This window comes from Paenibacillus sp. J31R98 (assembly GCF_056269245.1).
Genome location: NZ_JBWDNO010000010.1, coordinates 165,005 through 186,849 on the forward strand (window position 1 = coordinate 165,005; position 21,845 = coordinate 186,849).

At 49.9% G+C, this 21,845-nt stretch carries 24 protein-coding genes; 10 read left to right on the forward strand and 14 right to left on the reverse strand.

Going from position 1 to position 21,845, the window contains the following annotated elements:
* Positions 1-10 precede the first annotated feature (10 nt).
* The 3 genes from AC0YNX_RS27640 to AC0YNX_RS27650 all read right to left on the reverse strand — a co-directional run bounded on the left by AC0YNX_RS27640 (position 11) and on the right by AC0YNX_RS27650 (position 2,319).
* Positions 11-475: a phage tail protein gene (locus AC0YNX_RS27640; protein WP_475818933.1), complete on the reverse strand. Its 465-nt coding sequence runs from the start codon at positions 473-475 to the stop codon at positions 11-13.
* A 73-nt stretch (positions 476-548) separates the two neighbouring features.
* A complete protein-coding gene (locus AC0YNX_RS27645) occupies positions 549-1,628 on the reverse strand; it encodes a sensor histidine kinase (RefSeq protein WP_475818934.1) in 1,080 nt (359 codons plus the stop codon).
* A gap of 1 nt (position 1,629) precedes the next feature.
* Entirely contained in the window at positions 1,630-2,319 is a 690-nt protein-coding gene (locus AC0YNX_RS27650; RefSeq protein ID WP_475818935.1) for a response regulator transcription factor, read from the reverse strand.
* A 192-nt stretch (positions 2,320-2,511) separates the two neighbouring features.
* On the opposite strand from AC0YNX_RS27650, the gene AC0YNX_RS27655 reads away from it, so the two are divergent.
* Both AC0YNX_RS27655 and AC0YNX_RS27660 read left to right on the forward strand, forming a co-directional pair.
* On the forward strand, positions 2,512-3,555 hold the full coding sequence (locus tag AC0YNX_RS27655; protein WP_475818936.1) for a DJ-1/PfpI family protein: 1,044 nt from the start codon (positions 2,512-2,514) through the stop codon (positions 3,553-3,555).
* Positions 3,556-3,574: 19 nt separating this feature from the next.
* Positions 3,575-4,216, forward strand: a complete 642-nt coding sequence (locus tag AC0YNX_RS27660) for a DUF2306 domain-containing protein (protein ID WP_475818937.1) — start codon at positions 3,575-3,577, stop codon at positions 4,214-4,216.
* Positions 4,217-4,394: 178 nt separating this feature from the next.
* Here AC0YNX_RS27660 and AC0YNX_RS27665 read toward each other — a convergent pair whose 3' ends face one another.
* Both AC0YNX_RS27665 and AC0YNX_RS27670 read right to left on the reverse strand, forming a co-directional pair.
* On the reverse strand, positions 4,395-5,303 hold the full coding sequence (locus tag AC0YNX_RS27665) for an AraC family transcriptional regulator (RefSeq protein WP_475818938.1): 909 nt from the start codon (positions 5,301-5,303) through the stop codon (positions 4,395-4,397).
* Positions 5,304-5,407: 104 nt separating this feature from the next.
* Positions 5,408-6,373 carry a Gfo/Idh/MocA family protein gene (locus AC0YNX_RS27670; RefSeq protein WP_475818939.1) on the reverse strand — a complete coding sequence of 322 codons (966 nt, stop codon included), beginning with the start codon at positions 6,371-6,373 and terminating at the stop codon, positions 5,408-5,410.
* A 250-nt stretch (positions 6,374-6,623) separates the two neighbouring features.
* Here AC0YNX_RS27670 and AC0YNX_RS27675 point away from each other — a divergent pair, with 250 nt between their 5' ends.
* Together AC0YNX_RS27675 and udk are read left to right on the forward strand one after the other, a co-directional pair.
* Positions 6,624-7,157: an Hcp family type VI secretion system effector gene (locus AC0YNX_RS27675; protein ID WP_475818940.1), complete on the forward strand. Its 534-nt coding sequence runs from the start codon at positions 6,624-6,626 to the stop codon at positions 7,155-7,157.
* Between the two features lie 139 nt (positions 7,158-7,296).
* The gene (udk, locus tag AC0YNX_RS27680; RefSeq protein ID WP_475818941.1) at positions 7,297-7,926 is read left to right on the forward strand and encodes a uridine kinase; all 630 of its coding nucleotides are present in this window, start codon (positions 7,297-7,299) and stop codon (positions 7,924-7,926) included.
* 55 nt (positions 7,927-7,981) lie between these two features.
* Here the strand turns inward: udk and AC0YNX_RS27685 are convergent, their stop codons facing one another.
* Positions 7,982-8,800, reverse strand: coding sequence for a protein kinase family protein (locus AC0YNX_RS27685; RefSeq protein WP_475818942.1), 819 nt, complete (start codon positions 8,798-8,800; stop codon positions 7,982-7,984).
* A gap of 218 nt (positions 8,801-9,018) precedes the next feature.
* On the opposite strand from AC0YNX_RS27685, the gene AC0YNX_RS27690 reads away from it, so the two are divergent.
* From AC0YNX_RS27690 to AC0YNX_RS27715, 6 genes are all read left to right on the forward strand, one after another.
* Positions 9,019-9,348, forward strand: coding sequence for a PadR family transcriptional regulator (locus tag AC0YNX_RS27690; RefSeq protein ID WP_475818943.1), 330 nt, complete (start codon positions 9,019-9,021; stop codon positions 9,346-9,348).
* Positions 9,349-9,361: 13 nt separating this feature from the next.
* Positions 9,362-10,228 (forward strand): pentapeptide repeat-containing protein, encoded by an 867-nt coding sequence (locus tag AC0YNX_RS27695; protein WP_475818944.1) that lies wholly within the window; start codon positions 9,362-9,364, stop codon positions 10,226-10,228.
* A gap of 12 nt (positions 10,229-10,240) precedes the next feature.
* Complete coding sequence (locus tag AC0YNX_RS27700; RefSeq protein ID WP_475818945.1) at positions 10,241-11,002, forward strand: ABC transporter ATP-binding protein; 762 nt, start codon at positions 10,241-10,243, stop codon at positions 11,000-11,002.
* Positions 11,003-11,773, forward strand: a complete 771-nt coding sequence (locus AC0YNX_RS27705; RefSeq protein ID WP_475818946.1) for an ABC transporter permease — start codon at positions 11,003-11,005, stop codon at positions 11,771-11,773.
* A 163-nt stretch (positions 11,774-11,936) separates the two neighbouring features.
* A complete protein-coding gene (locus AC0YNX_RS27710) occupies positions 11,937-12,770 on the forward strand; it encodes a helix-turn-helix domain-containing protein (protein WP_475818947.1) in 834 nt (277 codons plus the stop codon).
* A 104-nt stretch (positions 12,771-12,874) separates the two neighbouring features.
* The gene (locus AC0YNX_RS27715) at positions 12,875-13,903 is read left to right on the forward strand and encodes an ABC transporter substrate-binding protein (RefSeq protein WP_475818948.1); all 1,029 of its coding nucleotides are present in this window, start codon (positions 12,875-12,877) and stop codon (positions 13,901-13,903) included.
* Positions 13,904-13,987: 84 nt separating this feature from the next.
* Here the strand turns inward: AC0YNX_RS27715 and AC0YNX_RS27720 are convergent, their stop codons facing one another.
* The 8 genes from AC0YNX_RS27720 to AC0YNX_RS27755 all read right to left on the reverse strand — a co-directional run bounded on the left by AC0YNX_RS27720 (position 13,988) and on the right by AC0YNX_RS27755 (position 21,841).
* Positions 13,988-14,698, reverse strand: coding sequence for a phytanoyl-CoA dioxygenase family protein (locus AC0YNX_RS27720; protein WP_475818949.1), 711 nt, complete (start codon positions 14,696-14,698; stop codon positions 13,988-13,990).
* Positions 14,699-14,842: 144 nt separating this feature from the next.
* Complete coding sequence (locus AC0YNX_RS27725) at positions 14,843-15,328, reverse strand: hypothetical protein (RefSeq protein WP_475818950.1); 486 nt, start codon at positions 15,326-15,328, stop codon at positions 14,843-14,845.
* A gap of 69 nt (positions 15,329-15,397) precedes the next feature.
* Entirely contained in the window at positions 15,398-16,795 is a 1,398-nt protein-coding gene (locus AC0YNX_RS27730; protein ID WP_475818951.1) for a sensor histidine kinase, read from the reverse strand.
* A 2-nt stretch (positions 16,796-16,797) separates the two neighbouring features.
* Positions 16,798-17,451, reverse strand: coding sequence for a response regulator transcription factor (locus tag AC0YNX_RS27735; protein ID WP_475818952.1), 654 nt, complete (start codon positions 17,449-17,451; stop codon positions 16,798-16,800).
* 158 nt (positions 17,452-17,609) lie between these two features.
* Complete coding sequence (gene murI, locus AC0YNX_RS27740) at positions 17,610-18,374, reverse strand: glutamate racemase (RefSeq protein WP_475818953.1); 765 nt, start codon at positions 18,372-18,374, stop codon at positions 17,610-17,612.
* A gap of 149 nt (positions 18,375-18,523) precedes the next feature.
* Entirely contained in the window at positions 18,524-19,810 is a 1,287-nt protein-coding gene (locus AC0YNX_RS27745; RefSeq protein WP_475818954.1) for an RNA polymerase sigma factor, read from the reverse strand.
* Between the two features lie 194 nt (positions 19,811-20,004).
* Entirely contained in the window at positions 20,005-20,808 is an 804-nt protein-coding gene (locus AC0YNX_RS27750) for an ABC transporter ATP-binding protein (RefSeq protein ID WP_475818955.1), read from the reverse strand.
* A gap of 1 nt (position 20,809) precedes the next feature.
* The gene (locus tag AC0YNX_RS27755; RefSeq protein WP_475819012.1) at positions 20,810-21,841 is read right to left on the reverse strand and encodes a FecCD family ABC transporter permease; all 1,032 of its coding nucleotides are present in this window, start codon (positions 21,839-21,841) and stop codon (positions 20,810-20,812) included.
* Positions 21,842-21,845 lie beyond the last annotated feature (4 nt).

Consider the following 21,845-nt stretch of genomic DNA (forward strand, 5'->3'; position numbering starts at 1 on the left):
AATCTGCATGCTATTCATATGCGCCTTTAACGACAAAGTACGTGCCCCGGATCGTTCCGGCCAGCGCGGACTTCTGTCTGGCAAACTTAAACTTCGTCTCTAACTCCTTCGGAATCTCCATTCCCTCTGACAGCTTAAAGCCAACGGCCCGCTTCTTCGGATCATCAACGGTGTACATGACATTAATGGAGAGGCCGTCCTCGTAGAAGACATAGGCGAATTTGATATTCTCCACCTGGAAGCGCGATGTTTCCAGAGGCTTCGCCGCAAACTCAATATTACGCTCTTGCAGAACTCGGTTCACATAATCAAGCGTGTCCTGACTTTCGCTAGCCGGCACTACCGTGAAGGTGTGCTTGTACTTGTTCATAAAGTAACGGGCCTCATTCGCGCGCAATCCGGCAAGCGCATCTACTACAGGCGAAGACTCTAATCCCGCGGTCGATACATGCTTGAAATCAACGGTGTAAGACATTTCCATCTCTCCTTTTCTAACTACTATACCACGCGCTCTATCACGTGCTCTACTAGACTAGTATTAACCTTTGTTACGGCATCGAAACCTTCTCTGCAGGAATCCAACCAGAAAGCACAGCGCCGTGTGCCGGGTGGTTCGACGCTGCCAATTCGCCCCCGTGCTGCCTCATAATCCGCTGTGAGATGGTAAGTCCGAGTCCGGCGCCTCCGGTATCGCGACTTCTCGATGTCTCCCCTCGGAATAGAGGTTCAAAGACCTGTTCCAGCTCCTGAGGCGCGAACCCCTGACCCGTATCATGAATGATGAAGGACACGCGGTCCGTCTCCCTGCGGTATTGCACAAGAACACAGCCATGCTGTGTCGTATACCGCACTGCATTATCCAATAGGTTGCTTATCGCGCGCTCCAACAGATGAGAATCCGCTCGAATCTCATAGTGACCCGGCTCGGCATGGACGTGAATGGTGATTTGCTTCTGCTCCGCCTGCGGCGCAACGCTAGCAACGGATTGCCGAATGATATCGGCAAAGTCTGCCGTGTGCTCGAAATGCCCCTCCTGTTGGACCTCCATCTTCGTGAACGTAAACAAGTCCTCAACCAGCCGATCCAATTGCACTGACTTCTCCTTGCACACCGCCACGTACTTCGATATTTGCTCCGGCGTTCGTGCTATGCCTTGCTCAAGTCCGTCCAAATACCCGCGCAAGGCAAATAACGGCGTTCGCAGGTCGTGCGCCACGGCAGCGATAATGAACCGCCGTTCCTCCTCCAGCTTCGCTTGCTTTAGACGCGAATGGCGGAGTCCGTTCACCATGAATTCAAACCCTTCGCGAACATGAGCAAGCTCGCGAATGGATGATTGAGGCAGCTGGACAGCGAAGTCGCCTCCGGCTATTGTTCGGGATGCCTGCTCTAGCATCTCAAGGGGCTTCAATAACAGCTTTCGCAATTGAATGCCTATAATGACGAAAGCCAGCACCAGCCCTGCTAATGCAGCAATCATCGGAACGGCATAAGAGCCCTGCCGATCCTCTCCCAGTTGCAGCGAATGGGCCGTTATGGCGTACATCGCAATAAAGCATATCCACGGCAGCAGCAACAGCAGCCCCAGGCTTAGCATCGCATACGTGCGAATTCGAAGTTTTCTCATTTTACATGCCTCCGAAGCGATAACCGACGCCCCATATGTTGGTTAAATATTGCGGCTTGTCTGGGTCTAGCTCAATCTTCTCGCGCAGACGGCTCAAGTGGACGCGAATAGTATGCTTATCGCCGACGCCGTCCCAGAACTTCGCGAGCAGCTGATCGTAAGTAAAAACCTGCTTTGGGTGCTCCATAAACAACTGCAGCAGCTCGAATTCCCTTGGCGTTAGCGAGACCATCGTTTGATCGATTGTGACCTCTCTCGTTGTCAAATCAAGCCGAATGCCATCATAGGCCAGCACTTGGTTCTGGCGTGACTGCACCTTCGTTCCCGTGCGGCGCAAGACCGCTTTGACCCGGGCAACGATCTCGCCGGGCGAAGCGGTCTTCACGATATAATCGTCGCCGCCGAGGGTGAACCCGCGAATCTTATCGACGTCGTCGCTGCGCGCGCTTAAGAATAGAATAGGCAGGCTGCTCTCGGTCCGAATTCGCCGGCAGAGCTCGAAGCCATTCTCGCCAGGCATCATAATGTCCAGAATCATGCAGTCAATTGAATGCTGCTGAAACAGGGTCCAGGCCTGCTTCGCATCGCCTGCTGTCACGACCTCAAACTGTTCATTTTCGAGAAAGTCCCTTAATAATTCGGTAATGCTCTGATCGTCATCCACGACCAGAATCGTGCCTTGATCCTTCATTGCAGACTCCACCTTCACTCCACGAATCGGCCTTTCATCTCCTCCTAGTGTAGCACCTACCAATCCATTCAAACGAAGGAGTACGCATATTGTGACGGTTCGTTATTCTTTTGTGATCATTTCGGCGCTTCATTCGAGAGACTTTCTTGTTATCCTTCGGACAAATGGATGTATGCTAAGGAGGATATTGGAATGATGAATATACAAGTCGTCTTATTCGATGGCTTCGATCTGCTCGATGCGATTGCCCCTTATGAGGTATTCTGCGCAGCCGAAATGTTAGCTGATTGTGACATGCATGTGGAATTCGTCTCTGCCGAGGGGCCAAGACTCGTTCCGAGTGGTGGCAAAGGTGTGAAAATCGAGGCAACAGGTAGACTGAGCCCTACCCGAAAGGGTATTATTCTTGTGCCCGGCGCGTCCGGCGAGCTTGAAGGAGATGGCCCGAACGCCATCCCGACGATCCTATCACGAGCGATGAATACGGAGCTGACTGTCAAACTCAAACATGCGCTGGCGCTGCCTGATCTCACCGTTGCTACCGTATGCGGCGGTTCTCTTGTGCTCGCTATGGGAGGGCTGCTCGATGGAAGGCCTGCCGTTACGAATCACTTGGGAATGGATCTGCTTGGCGCAACAGGGGCCATACCTGTCCACGCCCGCGTCGTTGATGACGGCAACCTCGTCACCGGCGGCGGCGTCACTTCGGGACTCGATGTCGCGCTCTATCTGGTGGAACGGGAGCTTGGTCCTCAAGTTGCCCATGCGGTTGAGCGGTTATTCGAATATGAGCGAAGAGGGACAGCCTGGCGCAAAAGCGGCGTTCCGCTTCGTACTGGAATGGCAGTTGGTGTTGTGAGTGACGCGAGTGACACGATTCATACACAAACAAATGTACAAACAAATGCACAAACAATAGAGAATCATGTTGCCTTAGAGTCCATCTTTGACGGGACATGGGATACGACAATCGCTACCCCGATTGGGAAGCTAGCAGTGCAGCTCCACATTACGACAGCAAACGGCGTCATTGAGGGAAAAGCGCTACAAGGCGATGAGGAGAGTCCATTCATCGCTCCTGTACTTAAGGGAAATACACTTTGTTGGTCCCAACGAGTTACGAAGCCGATGCGCCTCAATTTAAACTTTGAAGTTACCGTGAGCGGCGACGTTATGATCGGCTCTGCCAAAGCCGGAATATTGCCAGCCTCCAAGCTATCAGGGATTCGGATCTAGAGGGGAGTACTTACTTGTCATGGTACGGCGTCTATCGATATATAAGCTGTTCGCATTCCTGTGCATGATCTATATTCTTTACGCGCTCGCTATAAATTATCTCGTTCATCCAGGCGCGGAGACCTTTCTAAGCCACAAAACAGGATCAGAGCACGAGGTGAAGCCGGCAATCTGGTTAAAGGTGATGCACGTTCACGTCGGATTCGCCTGCGTCGCGATGGCATCTGGGCTCATTAACTTTATTACCCGCAATTATGAGAAGAATCGCCGATTTCACCGGTTGAACGGTTACGTCTATGTCGTAGCTGTGGTTCTCGTCGATTTGTCCTCTGGCTATATGGCTCCCTACGCTACGGGAGGGAAGATAAGCAGCATGGGCTTCAATCTGCTTAATATGATCTGGATCGCAATCACCGTGATCGCGATTGTCCACATCCGCAAGAAACGGATGCTCCAGCATCGCCGCTGGATGATCCGAAGCTATGCCTTCTGCTTTACGAATCTGCTGATCCATCTGTTCACCTATGTGCTGCACCAATGGGCCGGTATCGACTATGTAACCAGCTATATCATTGGACTTTACGGGGCGATTATCGTGCTGCTTGCTGTTCCGGAAGTGATCTTCAGAGCGTGGAAAAGAAACAACAGAGCTGCGGTATAAGTACCGCCTCGGAAGATAACGGGGAAGATCTTTTTAGAGATTCATTGACCAGTTTTTAAACAAAAAAGAGAGGTTTCACCTCTCGCTTACCACATAGTCCTGCTTTTTATGGCACTAAAATAATAGCCGCCCTTCTTGGGCGGCTTATTTATTTTTATTTTTTCTTTATTAGAGGTATTCACTTCTCTTCAATACGATACCACAGCTCACAATACTCATAGCCGTCTTGATTGCTGCCGTACATTTCGAAATTACCGCCGTCGATGATTTGATACTTGGAAGTTTGCAGCCACTCGGAGAATATCCGGTTCTTCAATGCAGCCAGATTATAGCTGCCGCTGCCATGTCCATCATTCAGCGTCGAGAATACGGCCCACGTAGATGCCGGCACATCAACAACGGTATAACCATCCATCTTGCTTCCCGCCGACTTGTAGCACCCGATCAGATAAGGGAAAGTGGTGTTGCTGGTAAACTTGTAGGAATCGAATGCAAAGACAGCGCCAAGCTCCTTGCCGAAGCCTCCCTCTGCCTGCCAAGCTCCAGCAACAGACTCGGTCAATCTCGTTAACTCGCCATTGCTGACTACGTTCTGCCAAACCTCTGGGATTGATACTCCTTGTTCATTCGCAATCGTGTCCATCCCGTATACATCTTCAAGCCCAAATACTTGAAAAGCTTTCCGTTCCTCAATGCGATAATTCATTTCGACTACTCCTTTTAACGTCATTTGAAAGGAGATTCGAGGATAAGCTTTCAACGGGCTGCCTGCATGCCTCGCCATGGTAGGCGTTAGTCCATGCAGATTCTGAAAAGCCCGCGAGAATGACTCCGGCGTTTCGTACCCATACTTCAAGGCAATATCCGTCACTCTGTTGGCCCTGTCTTGCAAGTCGAATGCCGCAAGCGTCAGCCGTCTGCGCCTTATATACTCGGATAACGGAATCTCAAGCACAAACGAGAACATGCGCTGAAATTGATACACGGAGCATACGGCAATTCTAGCGAGCTGCTCGTAATCGATATCATCGTCCAAGTGGTCTTCAATGTGGTCGATAGCCAGGTTCATCCGTTCAAGCCAATCCATCTCGATTCCTCCTTTCATACAGGAGCTTATCATTTGGCTATTCTAATAGCCTGACAATCCATGCAGCAAAATGACAGGTTAGCGCCAACAATGAAGTCGTACTTCTAATTGCCGCCGCCTGCCGGATTACGCAGAGCTTCCAGAATGACCTGTGCGCGATAGCCATCATTAAAGTCGAAGATCGTGCCCTGCTCGCCTCTCAGTCTGCGAATGATATGACCGATGACAGAAAGCCGGCTGTCAGTGACGGGTACGGGTTGCAGCGCACCTTCTGTCTCGCCCATAAACAGGCTGTCCCAATTCTCCAGCGCAAGAGTGCCTTGATCGCCATGGACCACCATCGAGACGCGCTCTTGGTCCGCTTGGGTCGTGCCGGTTAAGTGGATATTTACGCCATTATGTAAGGTTAAAGTTGCACGCGCACCTACTTCACTGGCATTGGCATCTGCCGGATAATCGACGCTGCTCTCCACATGCGTAATCGGCCCAAATATCGTTTGAATCAAGTGAATCCAGTGGATGCCCACTTCCAGAAGAAACCCGCCTTCTTGCTTCGATGCGATCCAAGGGTTGTTCTGCCAGGCACGTGGCCACTGCGGGAATTGCAGGATCAGATCAATGGAAGTCACCTGACCGATTGCGCCTTCCTCCACTAGCCTTTGCAGCTTTATAGACCCTGGGAATAGCGGCATCATGAAGTGAACGGCGTGCAGCACCCCAGCGTGAACGGCCGTATCCAGCATGTTCTTCGCTTCCTCCAAGCTGTTAGCCAGCGGCTTCTCGCAGAAGACGTGAATATTCTTGCTGAGCGCGGCAAGCACGACCTCATGATGCTTAGAAGGAGGCACAGCAATATAGAGCAGATCGATCTTCTCTTCTTCAAGCAGCTTGCGGTAATCGGTGTATGTACGCACGCTTGGATTGGCATCCGCAAAGGCGCGAACCGTGCTTTCGTTCGACTCGCAGACGGCAACGAGCTCTATATCATCCGGATACTTATACAAATTATTGTGGATCATGTTCTGACCCATAACGCCAAGTCCAATTGCAGCTGTCTTTATCGTTGTCATTCGCTCTCGCTCCTCCGGATGTTCTTTCCTACCATTTCTTAGTATAAACGAAGCCAAGAATGAAACGAAGTGAGGGAGCGATTTAATTACAATTCGTATCATAAATCGCGAATTATATGATACAATACGTATTGACATCGTGCTACGTACATAGGGAAAAAATCAAACCTATTTTGGAGGGATTCCTATTTCGCACTCATTAGCCGTTTCATTCAAAAAAGTATTAACTGCTCTGCTCGTCTTCGCTGTATTGCTAGCTACCGCAACGCTTGGAGGCTCGTCCGCGAACGCCGTATCTTCGCCAGACAATGTTAAAGTTTACCTGAAGCTCGACACCATTCCGGGAGAATCTCTCGACAAGGGCTTCGAGCAGTGGATTCCGGTATCCGACGTCCACTTTGGCGTAGAGGTCCCGACTTCCTTAAACACTACCACCGGTGTGGCGACTGGCAAACCCCAATTCGATGGACTCTCTTTCTCCAAACTATTCGATGCCGCCTCCATGCCTATATTCCTCGCGTCCGTGCAAGGAAAGCCTATCAAGAGCGCAACGCTTGTTTTTGTTAAACAAGGGCCAACACCGATCAAGTTCCTGACCATTAACCTCAGCAATTTGTTCGTCACCAATTACGCCTTTAACGATACCGTCGAATCCGTCTCACTCGCGTATAGCATCATCTCCGTTGGTTATTCTTCGCAGAAGCCGGACGGCACGCTGAACACTATGGTCAAGTCGGCATGGGATGTCACCAAAAACACTACAGCGACGCCGGTCATTCCATAACATTCATTCAATCACGCCTCGCAGGGCATCCAGCTCGGTCTCGGATGCCCTCTTCGAGCTGCTCAGGTTGGCGAATGGTTCTTCCTCTATGCTACAATACTGAAATTAAGGATTTAAATCAGGGAGGCACTTTACATCCATGCTTATCATCGGAATTGCAGGCGGCACGGGATCGGGAAAGACGACAGTCGCACGCTCGGTCATCGAACATCACGGATCTGACAAAGTGACGTTTATATCGCAAGACAACTACTACAAGAACCATCCCCATCTTACAATGGCTGAACGTGAGCTATTGAATTATGATCATCCGCTCGTGTTTGATAACGATCTTCTGGTCGAACATCTCAAGCTGCTGAAGGCCGGAGAAACGGTCGATGCACCGATATACGACTTTCCAACGCATTCTCGTTTCGCGGATAAGACCGAGAAGCTCATGCCGTATAACATTGTCATTATCGAAGGCCTTCACGTTCTATCTGACGAGAATCTTCGGGCCATGCTCGATATCAAGGTGTTCGTCGACACTGATCCTGACGTGCGTATCCTGCGCCGGGTGCTGCGGGATATCGAAGAACGCGGGCGTTCGATCAAATCCGTTCACGATCAATATTTGCAAACCGTGAAGCCCATGCACGAGGCATTCATCGAACCGTCCAAGAAGTACGCGGATATCATTATTCCTGAGGGCGGCCAGAACGAGGTTGGCATCATGCTGCTTTCGGTCCTAACGGAGAAGTTCTTGCATGCTGAGGGCGAGTCCGAATAAGCTTCGTTTATAAAGAAACAGAGCAGCGGTATCATACCGCGCTCTGTTTTTTCGGTTACAGGGCTTCATCCCACGCCTCAAGGAATTCCTCTATGGACGGATAACGATCCTCTTTACGCGTACTGACAGCTTTCAATGCAACCGCGAACAACTTCTCACCAGCTTGCCACTTCTCGTAATTACGTTCAATCCCGCCGCCGAACAATTGGAACGCCGTTGCTCCCATTAAGAAGACATTAGTCCTCTCATCAATCTCTTCGCCGAGTTGGAACTCTTCAGGAGACATGTAACGGCTGGATCCCCACATGCGCCCCATTGTATTGATCACGGGTTTCTTCCTGTAGAACTCGAGATCGCAGAACTTGGTCTTCTTGGATTCAAAGTCGTACATGATCGCACCGTCGTAGAAATCGACAGCAATATACCCGTATTCATGAACATGAATATGGAATCGTATGACTTCGTCAAAAATGCTCAGCTTCTCTTCAAGAGGCAGAGCGATGAATTTATCATACGCGCTATATTGCCTGCCCATACAATCCCCTTCAAACCACTCAAATACCGTCAAGTAACCGTTGTCGATCTCCTTATTCTCAATGATCTCAATAAGGGACGGGTGACGCAGATCTTGGTAGATCGGAACCGTTGATTTAAGCCGGGCAATCGCCTCAGCCGGAATTGTAATACTTCTTACAGTCGCTGCCCCTGCTATCTTTAAGAAGAGCTTCTTATCATCAGCTTGAACACCAAAGCACAAATGGCCGGAGTCCTGCTGGTCGAATACCGTGAAGACTTTGCCGTACTTTGATAAGAATGCACAATCGAAATCCTCTTTCAGCTCAAACGCAACACCATCAATGATCTTAGTGACCATAACGACCTCCCGAGTTATCCTCGCCCTCGCATACTTGAACCTGCTTTCGCACATGATTACATTCGTGCCTTACCGCCAAGACCCCTTTATCGAGGGGTCTTTTTGGCATCGCGCTGAATTGGGCATCTGCGGATTTCCACCAAACAAGGTAATATAATTGAAATACTACCTTGACAGTCATAGTACTATATCGTATTATACAAATGCGGGGTGATTACATGAGCGAGAACAAGATTACATCCGACCTGCTGCGCGGACATACCGATACGATGATATTACGGCTATTGTCTGAATCTGACCGCTACGGGTACGAGATTGTCAAACTGATTGCTGAACGTTCTGGCGGCGACTATGAACTGAAGGAAGCTACGATGTACTCGAGCGTCCGGCGGCTTGAGGTTGACGGTGATATCGAGTGGTATTGGGGAGATGAATCTCAAGGAGGACGGCGCAAATATTTTCGGATTACCGAGAAGGGCAAGACGACTTACGCCGGCAACAAGAACAACTGGGAGTACGCCAAGCGCGTACTTGAAAACTTATTATAAGGAGTGTTGAGTTATGAGTGAGAAATTGAACAACTATCTGAATGGTGTCTTCGCATCCTACGACGGAGTGAAGAGCGTCTCTGAGCTGAAGGCTGACCTCCTCTCCGACTTGCAAGAGAGGTTCCTTGAACTTAAAGCCGAGGGCAAAGACGAGGAAACAGCTTTCAAGATGACCATTGAAGGCATCGGCGATATTGAGGAAACGATACTGGAGGTTGCCAACCTCTCCCGTTCGCTCGAGCGGCAGGTCGTGACGAACTTTAGCGCGAGCCACTTACCGCAGAGCGACTTTGCAGGTGTTACCGCACATAAAGGACAATTCAATGCTAGCGCATTACGCGGTTCCAACTTCGCAGGCGCAGACTTGACTGGCAGTACGTTTAAGGCGAGCGACATAAGCGAAGCTAACTTTGACGGGGCGAATCTGACAGACTGCACCATCAGCGCTGTTACGCTTTCGAACGCAAGCTTCAATAAATCGACGCTTGTACGCACCAATATCAGCGTTTCGGGATTGGAAGGAGTCAAATTCACGGGGGCCAGATTGACTGACGTAACGTTCTCCAAGTCCGACCTTAGAACAACGGTCTTCAAAGATTGTACCTTTGACGGCGTGGTCTTCGATTATTCCGACCTGAGCGGACAGTGCTTCGACGGGCAAACCTTTATCGGCGTCAAGTTCGACAAATCGGCCGTAAACAATGTTTCGTTCAAGGGAGCTACGCTCAAGAATGTTTCTTTCCAAGCCTACTTCTCGCTCACCAATAAGTATTACCGTTCCATCAAGACCATTAACTTCGACGGCGCTGTCATGGATAAGTTGACCTATGCTTCGCTTAAAGGCATGGGCGCCAATCTGTCTAACGTTACCGTTCGATAAGGGGGAGAAATAATGCCAAACCATTCCATTCAAGTCAAGGGCCTGCAGAAATCCTACAAGCAGCTCCAAGTCCTAAAAGGTGTAGATTTCGAGGTGGAGAAGGGCAGTATCTTCGCTCTGCTCGGCTCCAACGGGGCAGGTAAAACTACCGTTGTCCGTATTCTCACCACGCTGCTCCAGAAGGATAGCGGAAGCGCCATCGTAAACGGATTCGATGTTGCAACCAAGCCCGACCACGTGCGCCAGGCGATCAGCTTGACCGGACAGTTCGCCGCCGTGGACGAAATATTGACCGGACGAGAGAATCTGATCATGATTGCCAAGCTGCGATACCTGAGCAATCCGCGCCAGGTCGCAGATGATATGCTGGGACGCTTCGGCCTGACAGACGCCGCTGACCGCAGGGTAGCCACTTATTCGGGCGGTATGCGCCGCAGGCTCGACATTGCGCTCAGCCTTGTAGGAAAACCACAAATCATTTTCCTCGACGAGCCAACCACCGGTCTTGATCCCGAGGCACGAATCGAAGTCTGGAAGATTGTTAAAGAGCTTGCAGACGGCGGCACGACAGTATTCCTGACCACGCAGTATCTTGAAGAAGCGGAGCAGCTCGCCGACCGCATTGCCATTCTGCACGAAGGCCGAATTATTGCCAGCGGCACGCTCGCCGATCTGAAGAAACTGTTCCCATCCGCAAAGGTGGAGTATGTTGAGAAACAGCCGACACTGGAAGAAATCTTCCTCGCGATTATCGGCAAGAAGGAGGCAATTTAAATGGAGGCAACCGTAAAGAAACATTTCTTCAGCGATCTAAGCGTAATGCTCGGGCGTTCCATGCGACATATATCTCGGAGTATGGACACCATCGTCACTGTTACCATCATGCCGATCGCAATGATGCTGCTGTTCGTCTATGTATTCGGCGGCGCCATTCAATCCGGGATGGATAACTATGTGAACTACCTGCTGCCAGGCATCCTGCTGATTGCGATTGCCAGCGGCATCTCCTATACGGCTTTCCGTTTATTCACCGATGTTCAGCGGGGCATATTCGAACGATTCCACTCCATGCCGATCTCACGCTCCACTTTATTGTGGGGACACGTACTCACCTCGCTCGTATCTAACGCCATCTCGGTTGTCGTCATCATTCTTGTTGCGTTAATTATGGGCTTTCGTTCCTCGGCAGGCGTTCTGCCATGGCTTGCAGTTGCCGGCATACTCGCACTGTTCACACTCGCATTAACCTGGGTCGCTGCAATAGCTGGACTATCCGCCAAATCCGTAGATGGCGCAAGCGCCTTCTCCTACCCGCTTATCTTCCTGCCGTTTATCAGCTCCGCATTCGTACCGACCGAATCCATGCCGTCTGCTGTTCGCGCTTTTGCCGAGAACCAGCCCGTGACCTCAATCGTCGAAGCCATTCGCGCGCTCCTCTCCGGTCAGCCGGTGGGCAACGATATCTGGACCGCTCTAGCTTGGTGCGTCGGAATCTTGGTCGTCGCTTACTTCTTCGCTATGCGAGTATATAAGAAACGCGTGTAGGCATCACATGAACATGAGTGACATGAATAAAGGCCGGGCGCTCACCAATTGGTGGACTTCCCGGCCTTCGTCTTTTGTACGCAACCGAGTGCATTTTACGCTTCCGTTCCCGGCATAGTATACTGAACATAACGATCACTTTGTTGAAACGGTGGGACTTCAATTGGCATATTCCTATGAGCAGCTAGCGCAAGATTTTGCCCGGATACCTGTGGAGGTACACGGTGTTTTTCGCACGAAGCTGGAAGCGGCGCAGATGTATGATGGCCATAATACCCGTCCGACGACCAAGTGCGCGTTCGTTCTAGGACTCAGAGGACAAGCCGAGTTTCGGTTTGAGAAGTCCGACAGCTATGTAATGGAACAGGGAGTTGTACTGCTGGGCGGGCTGGACAAGAGACTTGAGATTACAACGGGACCGGAAGGCTTCGAATACATCCTTGTGCACTATTTGCCTTATGGCGTGATGGAAGAAGCGCGCAGCTTAACGGAGGTTACCATGTTGCACGCCGAGTCCGACCCCGAGCTGCTTCAGCTCCTGGATCGGATCTCACAAGCGGCCTCAACGCTGGACAGCCTGGGACCGCTGGAGAAGAAGACGCTGTTCTATCAGCTTCTCAATAAAGTGCTTCAATCCGAGCGTCACTATCAGAATAAAGACAGCTATACGGCGATTGACGAATCGCTTCTGTATATACACACCCATTTCGCGCAGCCGCTCACGCTTAGCCTGCTCGCAGAACGCTGCGATCTGAAAGCGAAGTACTTCTCTTATTTATTTCGCAAATACGTCGGTATCGGTCCGATCGATTATTTGATCCGATATCGGATGAACCGGGCCAATGAGCTGCTGTCGACCGGACAATTCTCCGTAGCCGATGTCGCTCGAAGCGTCGGTTATTTGGATGCCTACTACTTCAGCCGGTTGTTCAAGAAGCATATCGGGCTCTCCCCAGGCGCTGTCGGATTATACCGCAGAAGAAATCATCCATCCTAATATCGGGAAATTCTCTATTTGCAATAGGCTGCGAACATGGTACCTTTGTTACTGATAATGAGAATCGTTATCGAATACAGAGGGGTTTGGAGAGGAAGTTAGTCATGATACGAATGAAAAAAGCAGGGATGACTCTAATCGGGCTGCTGCTTGTCACGCTGATGCTGAGCGCGTGCGGCTCGAATAATAATGCTGTGCAGAATAATTCTTCGGCTCAGGCGGACACAACGAACAATTCCGCTGGGTCGGCAGATTCCGAGAAGGCTGCGTTCCCGCGTACGATCAAGGACGCGAATGGCGAAGTTACGATTAAAGAACAACCAAAGAAGGTTGCCGTTGTTCATTGGGGCTATGGGGATTCGATCTTGCTGTTCGATGTCCCGTCGGTTGGACTTGCGCTTCCTTTCACCGAGGCGAACTCGACGCTCAAGACGGCGAGTTACAAGCCGTACGTGGACAAGCACTCGGAACTGAAGATCATCGGCGAGAACACGCAGGTTAACATGGAAGCACTCGTTGCATATGCTCCAGACCTGATTATCGCCGGCAATGCGATCAACAAGGACATCTTGTCCGAGTTGTCCAAAATCTCGACAACCGTCGTCATCGATGAGCAAACGACGGACGTTTGGTCGAACTGGCCGGCACTCGTCACGAAGTTTGGCGAAATCCTTGGCCAAGAAGACCTTGCGGCGAAGTACATCGCGGATTACAACACGCAATTGGCTGACGGAAAGGCGAAGCTGGCGAGCCTGGGCGGTAATGTCGCATTCATGCAAGTACGCGACAAACAAGCATGGCTGCAAGGCACGAATTACACGAAGCCGTACTACGACGGATTAGGCCTCAAGCCGCCGGTTTCGGAGAAGGTCGATATGAAGGAAGGCGCTGAGCTGAGCCTTGAAGGTCTCGTAGCGCTCGATCCGGATTACATTGTACTCGGTTATTTCAACTACTCCGATAAGTCTATGCCTGCCGTCACTGACGAGTGGGAGAAGCTCGGCGTATGGAAGAAGCTAAAGGCTGTCCAGAATGGTCATGTCTACAGCGTCGACGGCCAGCTGGCACTCGGCTATGGGCCAATCGGCAACTCGTATGGCGTGAAAGCGGTAGTGGACGCTTTGAGCAAATAATCGTTGTAAACAAACAGGCTGGAACCTCCCGTTGGACGGGCGGTTCCAGCCTGTTTGTTTGTTTATGTATGATCCAACGAAGAACTAATAACTGTAATAGCGATGGCCTGCAGATGCCGGTGGGAGCAGGCGCTCCCTCTGCGCGTCTGTCAGCGAATCAAGAAGGCTCTGTTCCCGCGTGTAAGCCGCCCAGGAGATCATGATCGGGGCGAATTTGTACAGCAGCGATCTGCGCTCATGCGAGGCTTGCCAAGGGAAGGTGCCATGCGTGAGTGCCTCTGTAAAGATAAGCACGTCGCCGGCCTTCTGCGATACATGCACCGTTGGGCCGATCTCCGAATAATCACGGAACTCCTTCGGTGTCTGGAAGTTGGACTTGTGGCTGCCCGGTATACAACAGAAGCCGCCATCGTCCGGACCAATATCGGTCAACGCATAAGAGACAACCGTTAAGCCGCTATAGATATGGTTGTTTCGAACGGCATAGTATTGACCGGGATCATAAGGCGTTGCGCCTCCGTGCAGGCCAAGCTTAGGTGCACCTTTGCGGTGAATGATGGCATACTCGTGATCGAGGCGGTATTTGTCACCCAGTATCTCGTTCAAGTACGGATTCAGCTTCTCATCGTCAATTAGCGCGTGGAAGTCCTCCCCCCACTCCAGGATCGAATCTTCAGGCTGCGATTGCTTCTCTTCGACAATGCGGTTCATTCTCTCCAATTGCTCGGCGGACAACACGTTCTCAATGACCAGGTACCCTTGCAAGTCAAACAAATAACGTTCCTTGTTATTCATTAAGCATCTCCTCCTGTAGCCAGTCTCTCTCTCATCCCCATCCACCAACATCTCCCATTATAAACGACTGCCACATCGCTGAGCCATCAAAAAACCTCGGATCGTATAATCTTATACGACCCGAGGTCTCTTATTGAGATTTGGTTAGTTCGTTCCCTTGGGTGCCGTTGGATTCTTCTCAACAGACACAACTTTCCCAGTCTCCGCATTCACAAATACCGCATAAATATCGCTCTTATAGCCGTGGTCTAGTCCTGCCTTCACTTTGCGCTTCGCTTCGATGATCTCGTCATCGGACAGCTCATCCATTTCCGAATCGGAATAGGTGATGAAATAGTACGTTCCTTCCATGTCTACGCGGGTGCCCAGATCATAGGAAATCTTCATGCCGCTTAAGGAGACATTAAATTTATCTTGAATCGCTTTCTCCGCAGTCACAACCGCTACCTTCAAGCTCACCGGCACATCTTTGACTTGCACAACTGCGGGCTGCTGATGTTTACCTGTGACCTCCACCTTCTGAGCATTATCGTAAGAAGAAGCATGTGCGGATATAACGCCGTTTCCTGTAACCAAAACCGTTGCGATCCCTAGTGTAGTCAGTACTCTTGCGGCAATTTTCTTTCTCATCTTTATTACCTCCAATATAAGTGGGTGTTTCGTAGCTACAAACCAACTATAATAGAGCCGCATTATGAACTAATCTTCAAGTTGTAAGCGAGTTGTAAAATAAACCGAGACCCTTGTATATTCATTTTCTTTCGATTCGATCTGTAGGTTTGCATGATGAAGCTGAGCGATCTGATTGCAGATGGATAAGCCGAGCCCAACCCCGCCAAGCTCTTTGGAACGGGATCGATCCACGACATAGAACGCTTCTGTAAGCTTCGCGATATCCTTCTCAGGGATGCCCCTTCCATAATCCAAGACTTCGAGCACAATACGGTCGCCTTCATGGTAACTTCTAAGCCGGATCTCTCCCCCGATCGAGGAAGCTTTGATACTGTTCTCCACTAAGTTAATGAACAAGGACTGCAATAGCTCTTGATCACCGTAGACAACGCCATCCGAGCGCTCACGTATGACCTTGATCTGCTTAGCCTCGATATGATGCCGCTCCATATTTGCCACATAGGAGAACAGTTTGTCGATATGAACAGGCTCGAAGGCAATCTCCCCGCTCTTCAAATACAGCAATTGCATCATTTTTCCGGAGAGCACGTCCAGCCGCGCAATATGCTCATGAATGTAACGGACCGCCATCCTCATCTCTTCCTCGTTATGGTTGGCATGATTCAGAAACTCGCTGTATCCCTTGATCGCCGTAATGGGAGTTTTCAGCTCATGAGTGAGGTTGCCTATGAACATTTCTTTATCTTCATTCGCCTTGTTGATCGCCTCTACATGATTGGAGACCGCATCCGCCATCCTGTTGAAATCCTGGGCTAATTCCCCGATCTCATCGTTCCCGCTCACCCTCACCCGCCCGTCATACGCTCCGGCGGCAATGGCCTTTACGCCTTTGTTTAAACTGCGAATAGGTGCGGTCAATTGAACGATCAGGAAAATAAGCACGGCCGATAAAAGCAAGGAAATGACAACACTGAGCGTTATGAAATACTGCCGCAGCGTATCGTGATACTCCTGTAGATAGTCAGACTTCCTGGAAATCACGAGCCTTAGATCCTGGAATTCCATTTTGCCGCCGACAAATAACCATAGCTGACCATTCATCTTTCTATAAACAGATTGGTATGAATCCCCTTGCAGCTCTGCCCGATCCCCTGCGAACTCATAGGCATTGGAGAAAATCAACCTGTCCGCTTGATAAACCTCGGTAAGGAGACCCTTCTTCTCATAGTTTGCTGCGAAGCTGGCAATTAACGTTTCATAGTGGGTACTTCCGGTATTTCCCGTATATACACGGAGGATATAGCTCAATGATTTCTCGATGCTCTCGTACTCGTTCACGCCTCTTGAGATATCTAATTGCTCGTTCAGCTGATAGCTCTTCTTAAGAAGCGCATAGGCGCCGAGGTCGAAGGCGAGCAGGAATACGATTAGCACACACAGATAGGTCTTCTGCCAGAATTTCAACTCTACACCTCTAGCCTGTAACCATATTTATAGACCGTTTTGATCCGGTTCTCCCAATTCAGCTTCTTTCTCAGCTTCTGAATGTGCACGTCAACGGTTCTTGTCTCTCCGTAGAAATCGTAGCCCCATGTCAGCTCAATAATCTTCTCGCGAGATAGCGCGATATTCTTATTCTGAACAAGGAGGTCGAGCAATTGGAATTCCTTGTTCGTTATTTCAACTTCTTGTCCATGCACGGTCACTATATGCTTCTCCAGATCAACAACGGTGTCATCCAGCCGAAATTCGGTTGCCGTCTTCTGGTTTCTTCTTAGAATGACATGGATTCGAGCAATGAGCTCCACGGCTTCGAAGGGCTTAACGAGATAATCTTCCGCTCCGGTCTCGAGGCCATGCACCTTATCAGACACCGAATTTCTTGCCGTCAGGAAGATAACCGGCACGCCTCGCTTCACGATATCCTGCACGATTTCGAAGCCGTCTCTGCCGGGCAGCATTACGTCCAGGATGACTACATCGATCCGCATCTCGCTTAGCGTCCTCAATACTTGATCTCCGCTATACAATTGGACATATTCATGCCCGACCATCTTTACATTCATGGCAATGAGATCATTAATCGCCTTCTCATCGTCTACGATCAGAATCTTCGCCATTCGCATACACCTCCCCGTCATGATAGCAATTCTGCACGAGAAAGTTATCATCGAGTTGTAAAATTCGTTATCTGCATTATTGCAATTATTGCCTCTGTTTATAAAACCTATAAAAAAAGAGCAGCGGCCGCTATCTCGCCGTGCTCTGTATGGAACTCTCATCTCAGAAGAGTCAATGCCTGCTTCATTTTCTCTATATATGCGGCTTCCCCGCCAGTACACATGAACTTGACATGCCCGTTCCCCAAGCCGGTATCGATGCCGTAGCGATTAAGCAGCGCGGACAATCTTCGAACGGTGCCTGCGTTTCCATTGATGATCTGGATATGAGGCGGAAGAATGTCGCGGAGTATATCTGTATAGAAGGGATAGTGTGTGCAGCCTAGTACAATAATGCCGTAATTGTCCAGATCATAGGGAGCTAGCTTAGCACGGAAGTACTCTTCCAACACAAGCTTATCAAACTGAAGCGATTCGCAGAACTGGACTAGCTCAGGCATCGGCAGCGAATCTACAATTCCATCTTCATCCACGCGGGATACAAGCGCATAATATTTGGGCATCTTCAGCGTAAGAGGCGTAGCAAACACAAGCACTCTCTTACCCGTGTTGCGGTTCATCTCCACGGCAGGTTTGACAGCCGGCTCCATGCCGATAATGGGCAATGAGTACGTCTCTCTCAAATCATTAATGGCAATGCTTGTCGCCGTATTACACGCAATAACAAGCGCATCGATACCATGCTGAAGCATCGTCTCCACAGCTTCAAAGACGAAGGCTCGCACCTCTTCCTCCGACTTCGTTCCGTATGGGACGTGCGTCGTATCCGCCATATAGAGATAATCCTCGGCAGGAAGCAGCCTAAGCGCTTCCGCCAATACCGTAAGCCCGCCAATGCCAGAATCAAAAAAACCGAGTCTCATAGAGGGTTAATTCCTATCGAATAATGTAGTTAGAATACTACATACAGCATAGCGCGATTGAAGTGCCTAGGGCAAGAACTTATACGCATAAAAAAAAGAGCAACGGCAGCTATCTCACCGTGCTCTGTATGAATCCTATCATGCCCGTATTAATTCGTTATAGACTTGCTCCATGCCTCATGGAGCTCTGCTTCGGAGCAGTTATAGATGCCTTCGAAGTCTTCCGGATTTCTGATCAGCTGATTCAACTTATCGATTCCGTGCAGAGAGATGAGGAATTCGACAATGTGGTAAGAGAATTGAAACCCTCCCATTTTCTCGAAATCCCATGTATCATTGTTTAGCTCCCTGAAGGTAGGGATTGGCCCCAGCAGCAGTAAGCTTTCAATGGAGCTTTTGATGAATTCAGGACTCATTTGCTTAGCTTCATAGCCTCCGATTCCTTGACGTAACCACTTCGGCGCAGCGCTATTGATATCAGCTATTAACCACATGGTGAACAAATGAACGGTCGATTTGAGAATCGATTCATAGGTATGCTCTGGACCTGGGTTTAAAGGGGAAACGATCTTGAGCACATGATCCTCAAACGTACCCATGAACCAATTCGGCGCATCCGGTTCTCCGACTGCTGCATGGAACGCCGGCAGGTCCGGATAAATCTCAATAATCACCTTCTTGGTTGGCTCGTGCTTGTATTTGGTTAACAGCTGATCCACATTACTCTTCAATTTGTTCAATACGTCTTGCTGTACCTTGTCGTCTGTTGTCCGATCTTTCTCCGATTGGTTTTTGCTAACGACTGAAATTAAGTTTTGAATTGACATAACGGCCTCGTCACCCCATTCTTTTAATTCAGACTTAAGCTTATTTAAGGCTCGATATAGTCTGTTTTTCACGGCACTCTCGCGTTTCTGAACGATTTCCGCTATCTCCACGGTGGTGCAACCCACAAAGTAACGAAGGAGCACAATTTGATGGTCTAACGGATTTAAGGTGCGAAGCGCTGCACTAATGTCTAATCGAATTTCCACATGGTCTGTAAAGTCAAGGGAGACGACCTGAGATTCGCAAGTGGAAAGGTCCAAGGATGCGCTCTCGAACGTTCTTGACAGTCCTCTGTATTCATTTTTCAACGTGTTCTGCGCAATTCTATATATCCAGGTAAATAAACTGGATTCATATTTGAACGAATGGATATTTTGAAAAACTTTAATAAACACTTGTTGCGTTAGTTCTTCTGCAGTTGCGCCGTTCACCTTGTACACAAAGTATTGGCGAATGCGTTCACGATACTGCCCATAGATATTCTCGAATTGATCTTGTCCCTGTTTCTCCGGAAAAACAAGGGAACCATTGTCATGAGCTCCTGACACGCTGCACCTCCTTGTGACCTTACAATAAATTAGACACCGGCGAACACGAAAAAGCCACATGGGAAGCAAAAAGATTTCATAAAAAAGAACCAAGCTCCACCAATTGGTGAAGCTTGGTTCGAACCTTCCTCTCATTTATAAAATAATAGCCACGACGTCGGCAATAACCCCATCTATTGTTGATTACATCCGTATTAACTGTAGCCCATTAAAAAAGGCCCACCCTTGCATCGCAAGGTTGAGCCTCCATTATGTTACACTCGTGCGTGATGCCGGCCAATCGGCACAACCAGCGGGGAGTCGGACACAGGGTCGCGAATAACCGCACAGTCAAGGCCGAAGACATCTTGGATCAAGTCCGCCGTGATGACCTCGGACGGAGCGCCTTCCGCCACCAGCTTCCCTTCACGAAGAGCGAAGATGTAGTCTGCGTAGCGAGCAGACAAGTTGATGTCGTGAAGCACCATGACGATTGTCGTGCCATGCTTGCGGTTCAGATCGGTCAACAAATCCAATATCTCGACCTGATACGTAATATCCAGGAAGGTCGTCGGCTCATCAAGGAACAAGATATCCGTCTGCTGCGCCAATGCCATTGCGATCCAGACACGCTGCCTCTGACCACCGGAGAGCTCGTCGATATTCCGGTCGCCTAGCTCCGCAATCTTCATAATCTCCATTGCTTCAGCAACAGCTTCGTAATCCTTCTTCGACCATCCGCCGAGCCAGCTCTGGTGAGGGAAACGTCCTCTGCCGACCAGATCTGCAACGGTGATTCCTTCCGGCACGATCGGAGACTGCGGCAGTAAGCCGAGAATCCGGGCGAGCGACTTGGGAGCAAATTGGTGGAGCGACTTGCCATCCATCGTGATGCTGCCAGATTCCGGCTTTATCAGCTTTGCCATGGTTTTCAGCAGCGTGGATTTCCCGCATGCATTGGCTCCAATAATGACACTTATCCGATTGCTAGGAATAGCGAGACTTACGCCATGGATAATTGTTTTGTTGTCATAGCCCGCAACTGTTTGTTCGGCTTGGAACTGATGGCTGGGTTTCATGTTAGAAATCTCCCTTTCGGTTCATTCGGATAAGCAGGTAGATCAGATAAGGCGCTCCGAGAATGCCGGTAATGACGCCAACGGGGAACCGGGTCTCGAAAGCAAACTGTCCAATTAAATCCGCCCCTAGAACCAAGATGACGCCAACCAAACCGGCAGGAATAACGGTTGAGTATCCGACGCCGACCATCCGCTTCGCAATCGGGCCCGCTAGAAAAGCCACGAAAGCAATCGGGCCTGTCGTTGCGGTCGCTATGGCAATTAAGCAGACGGCGCTTATGATCAGCACCAACCGGGTTTTATCCGTATGAATACCCAGAGTCGAAGCCGATTGTTCGCCGAGCTCAAGCAGACTAAGGCGCTTGCCCATCAGAACGATGATTGGCGTACACACCAGTACCGTTATCGCGAGCGGCGGGAGCTCATCTAATTGGGTGCCGTTGAGACTGCCGCTTAGCCACCGGAATGCTGTAGGAATGTCGTATTCCGCGCCAATCTTTAATAGATACGTAATGACAGAGCCGAACATGGCATCAAGACCAATGCCGACCAGAACAAGCCGCCCGATGGAGAACACTTTTCTACGCGACAACAAGTAGAGCAGCGCAACCGAAGCTATGCTTGCAACGAACGCTGCAATGGAGACGATCGCTTCACTCGAGTGAAGGACGATAATGCAGAAGACAGCCGCGACGCTAGCACTCGACGTAATGCCAAGTACGTCCGGATTCGCTAGAGGATTCCGGAGCATCGTCTGGAACGTATTGCCGGCTAAGCCGAAAGCAAAGCCTGCTAACAGTCCCGCCAACATGCGCGGAAGCCGCAGCGTCTCCATGGCGAAGGTCAAGCCTTTGACGTCTTCGCCCAGCAGAACCCGTACAATGTCTTTCACCGGATAAATCGTATTGCCGAAATAAAGCATCGCGAAACAAAGTAAACAAGAAATGACACCGAGCAAGGTAGTAATCATCACATATCTGCGACGTCTTACACGTCTGCCCGTCATTATGAGGTTAATCGTCGTCGTATTCATCGTC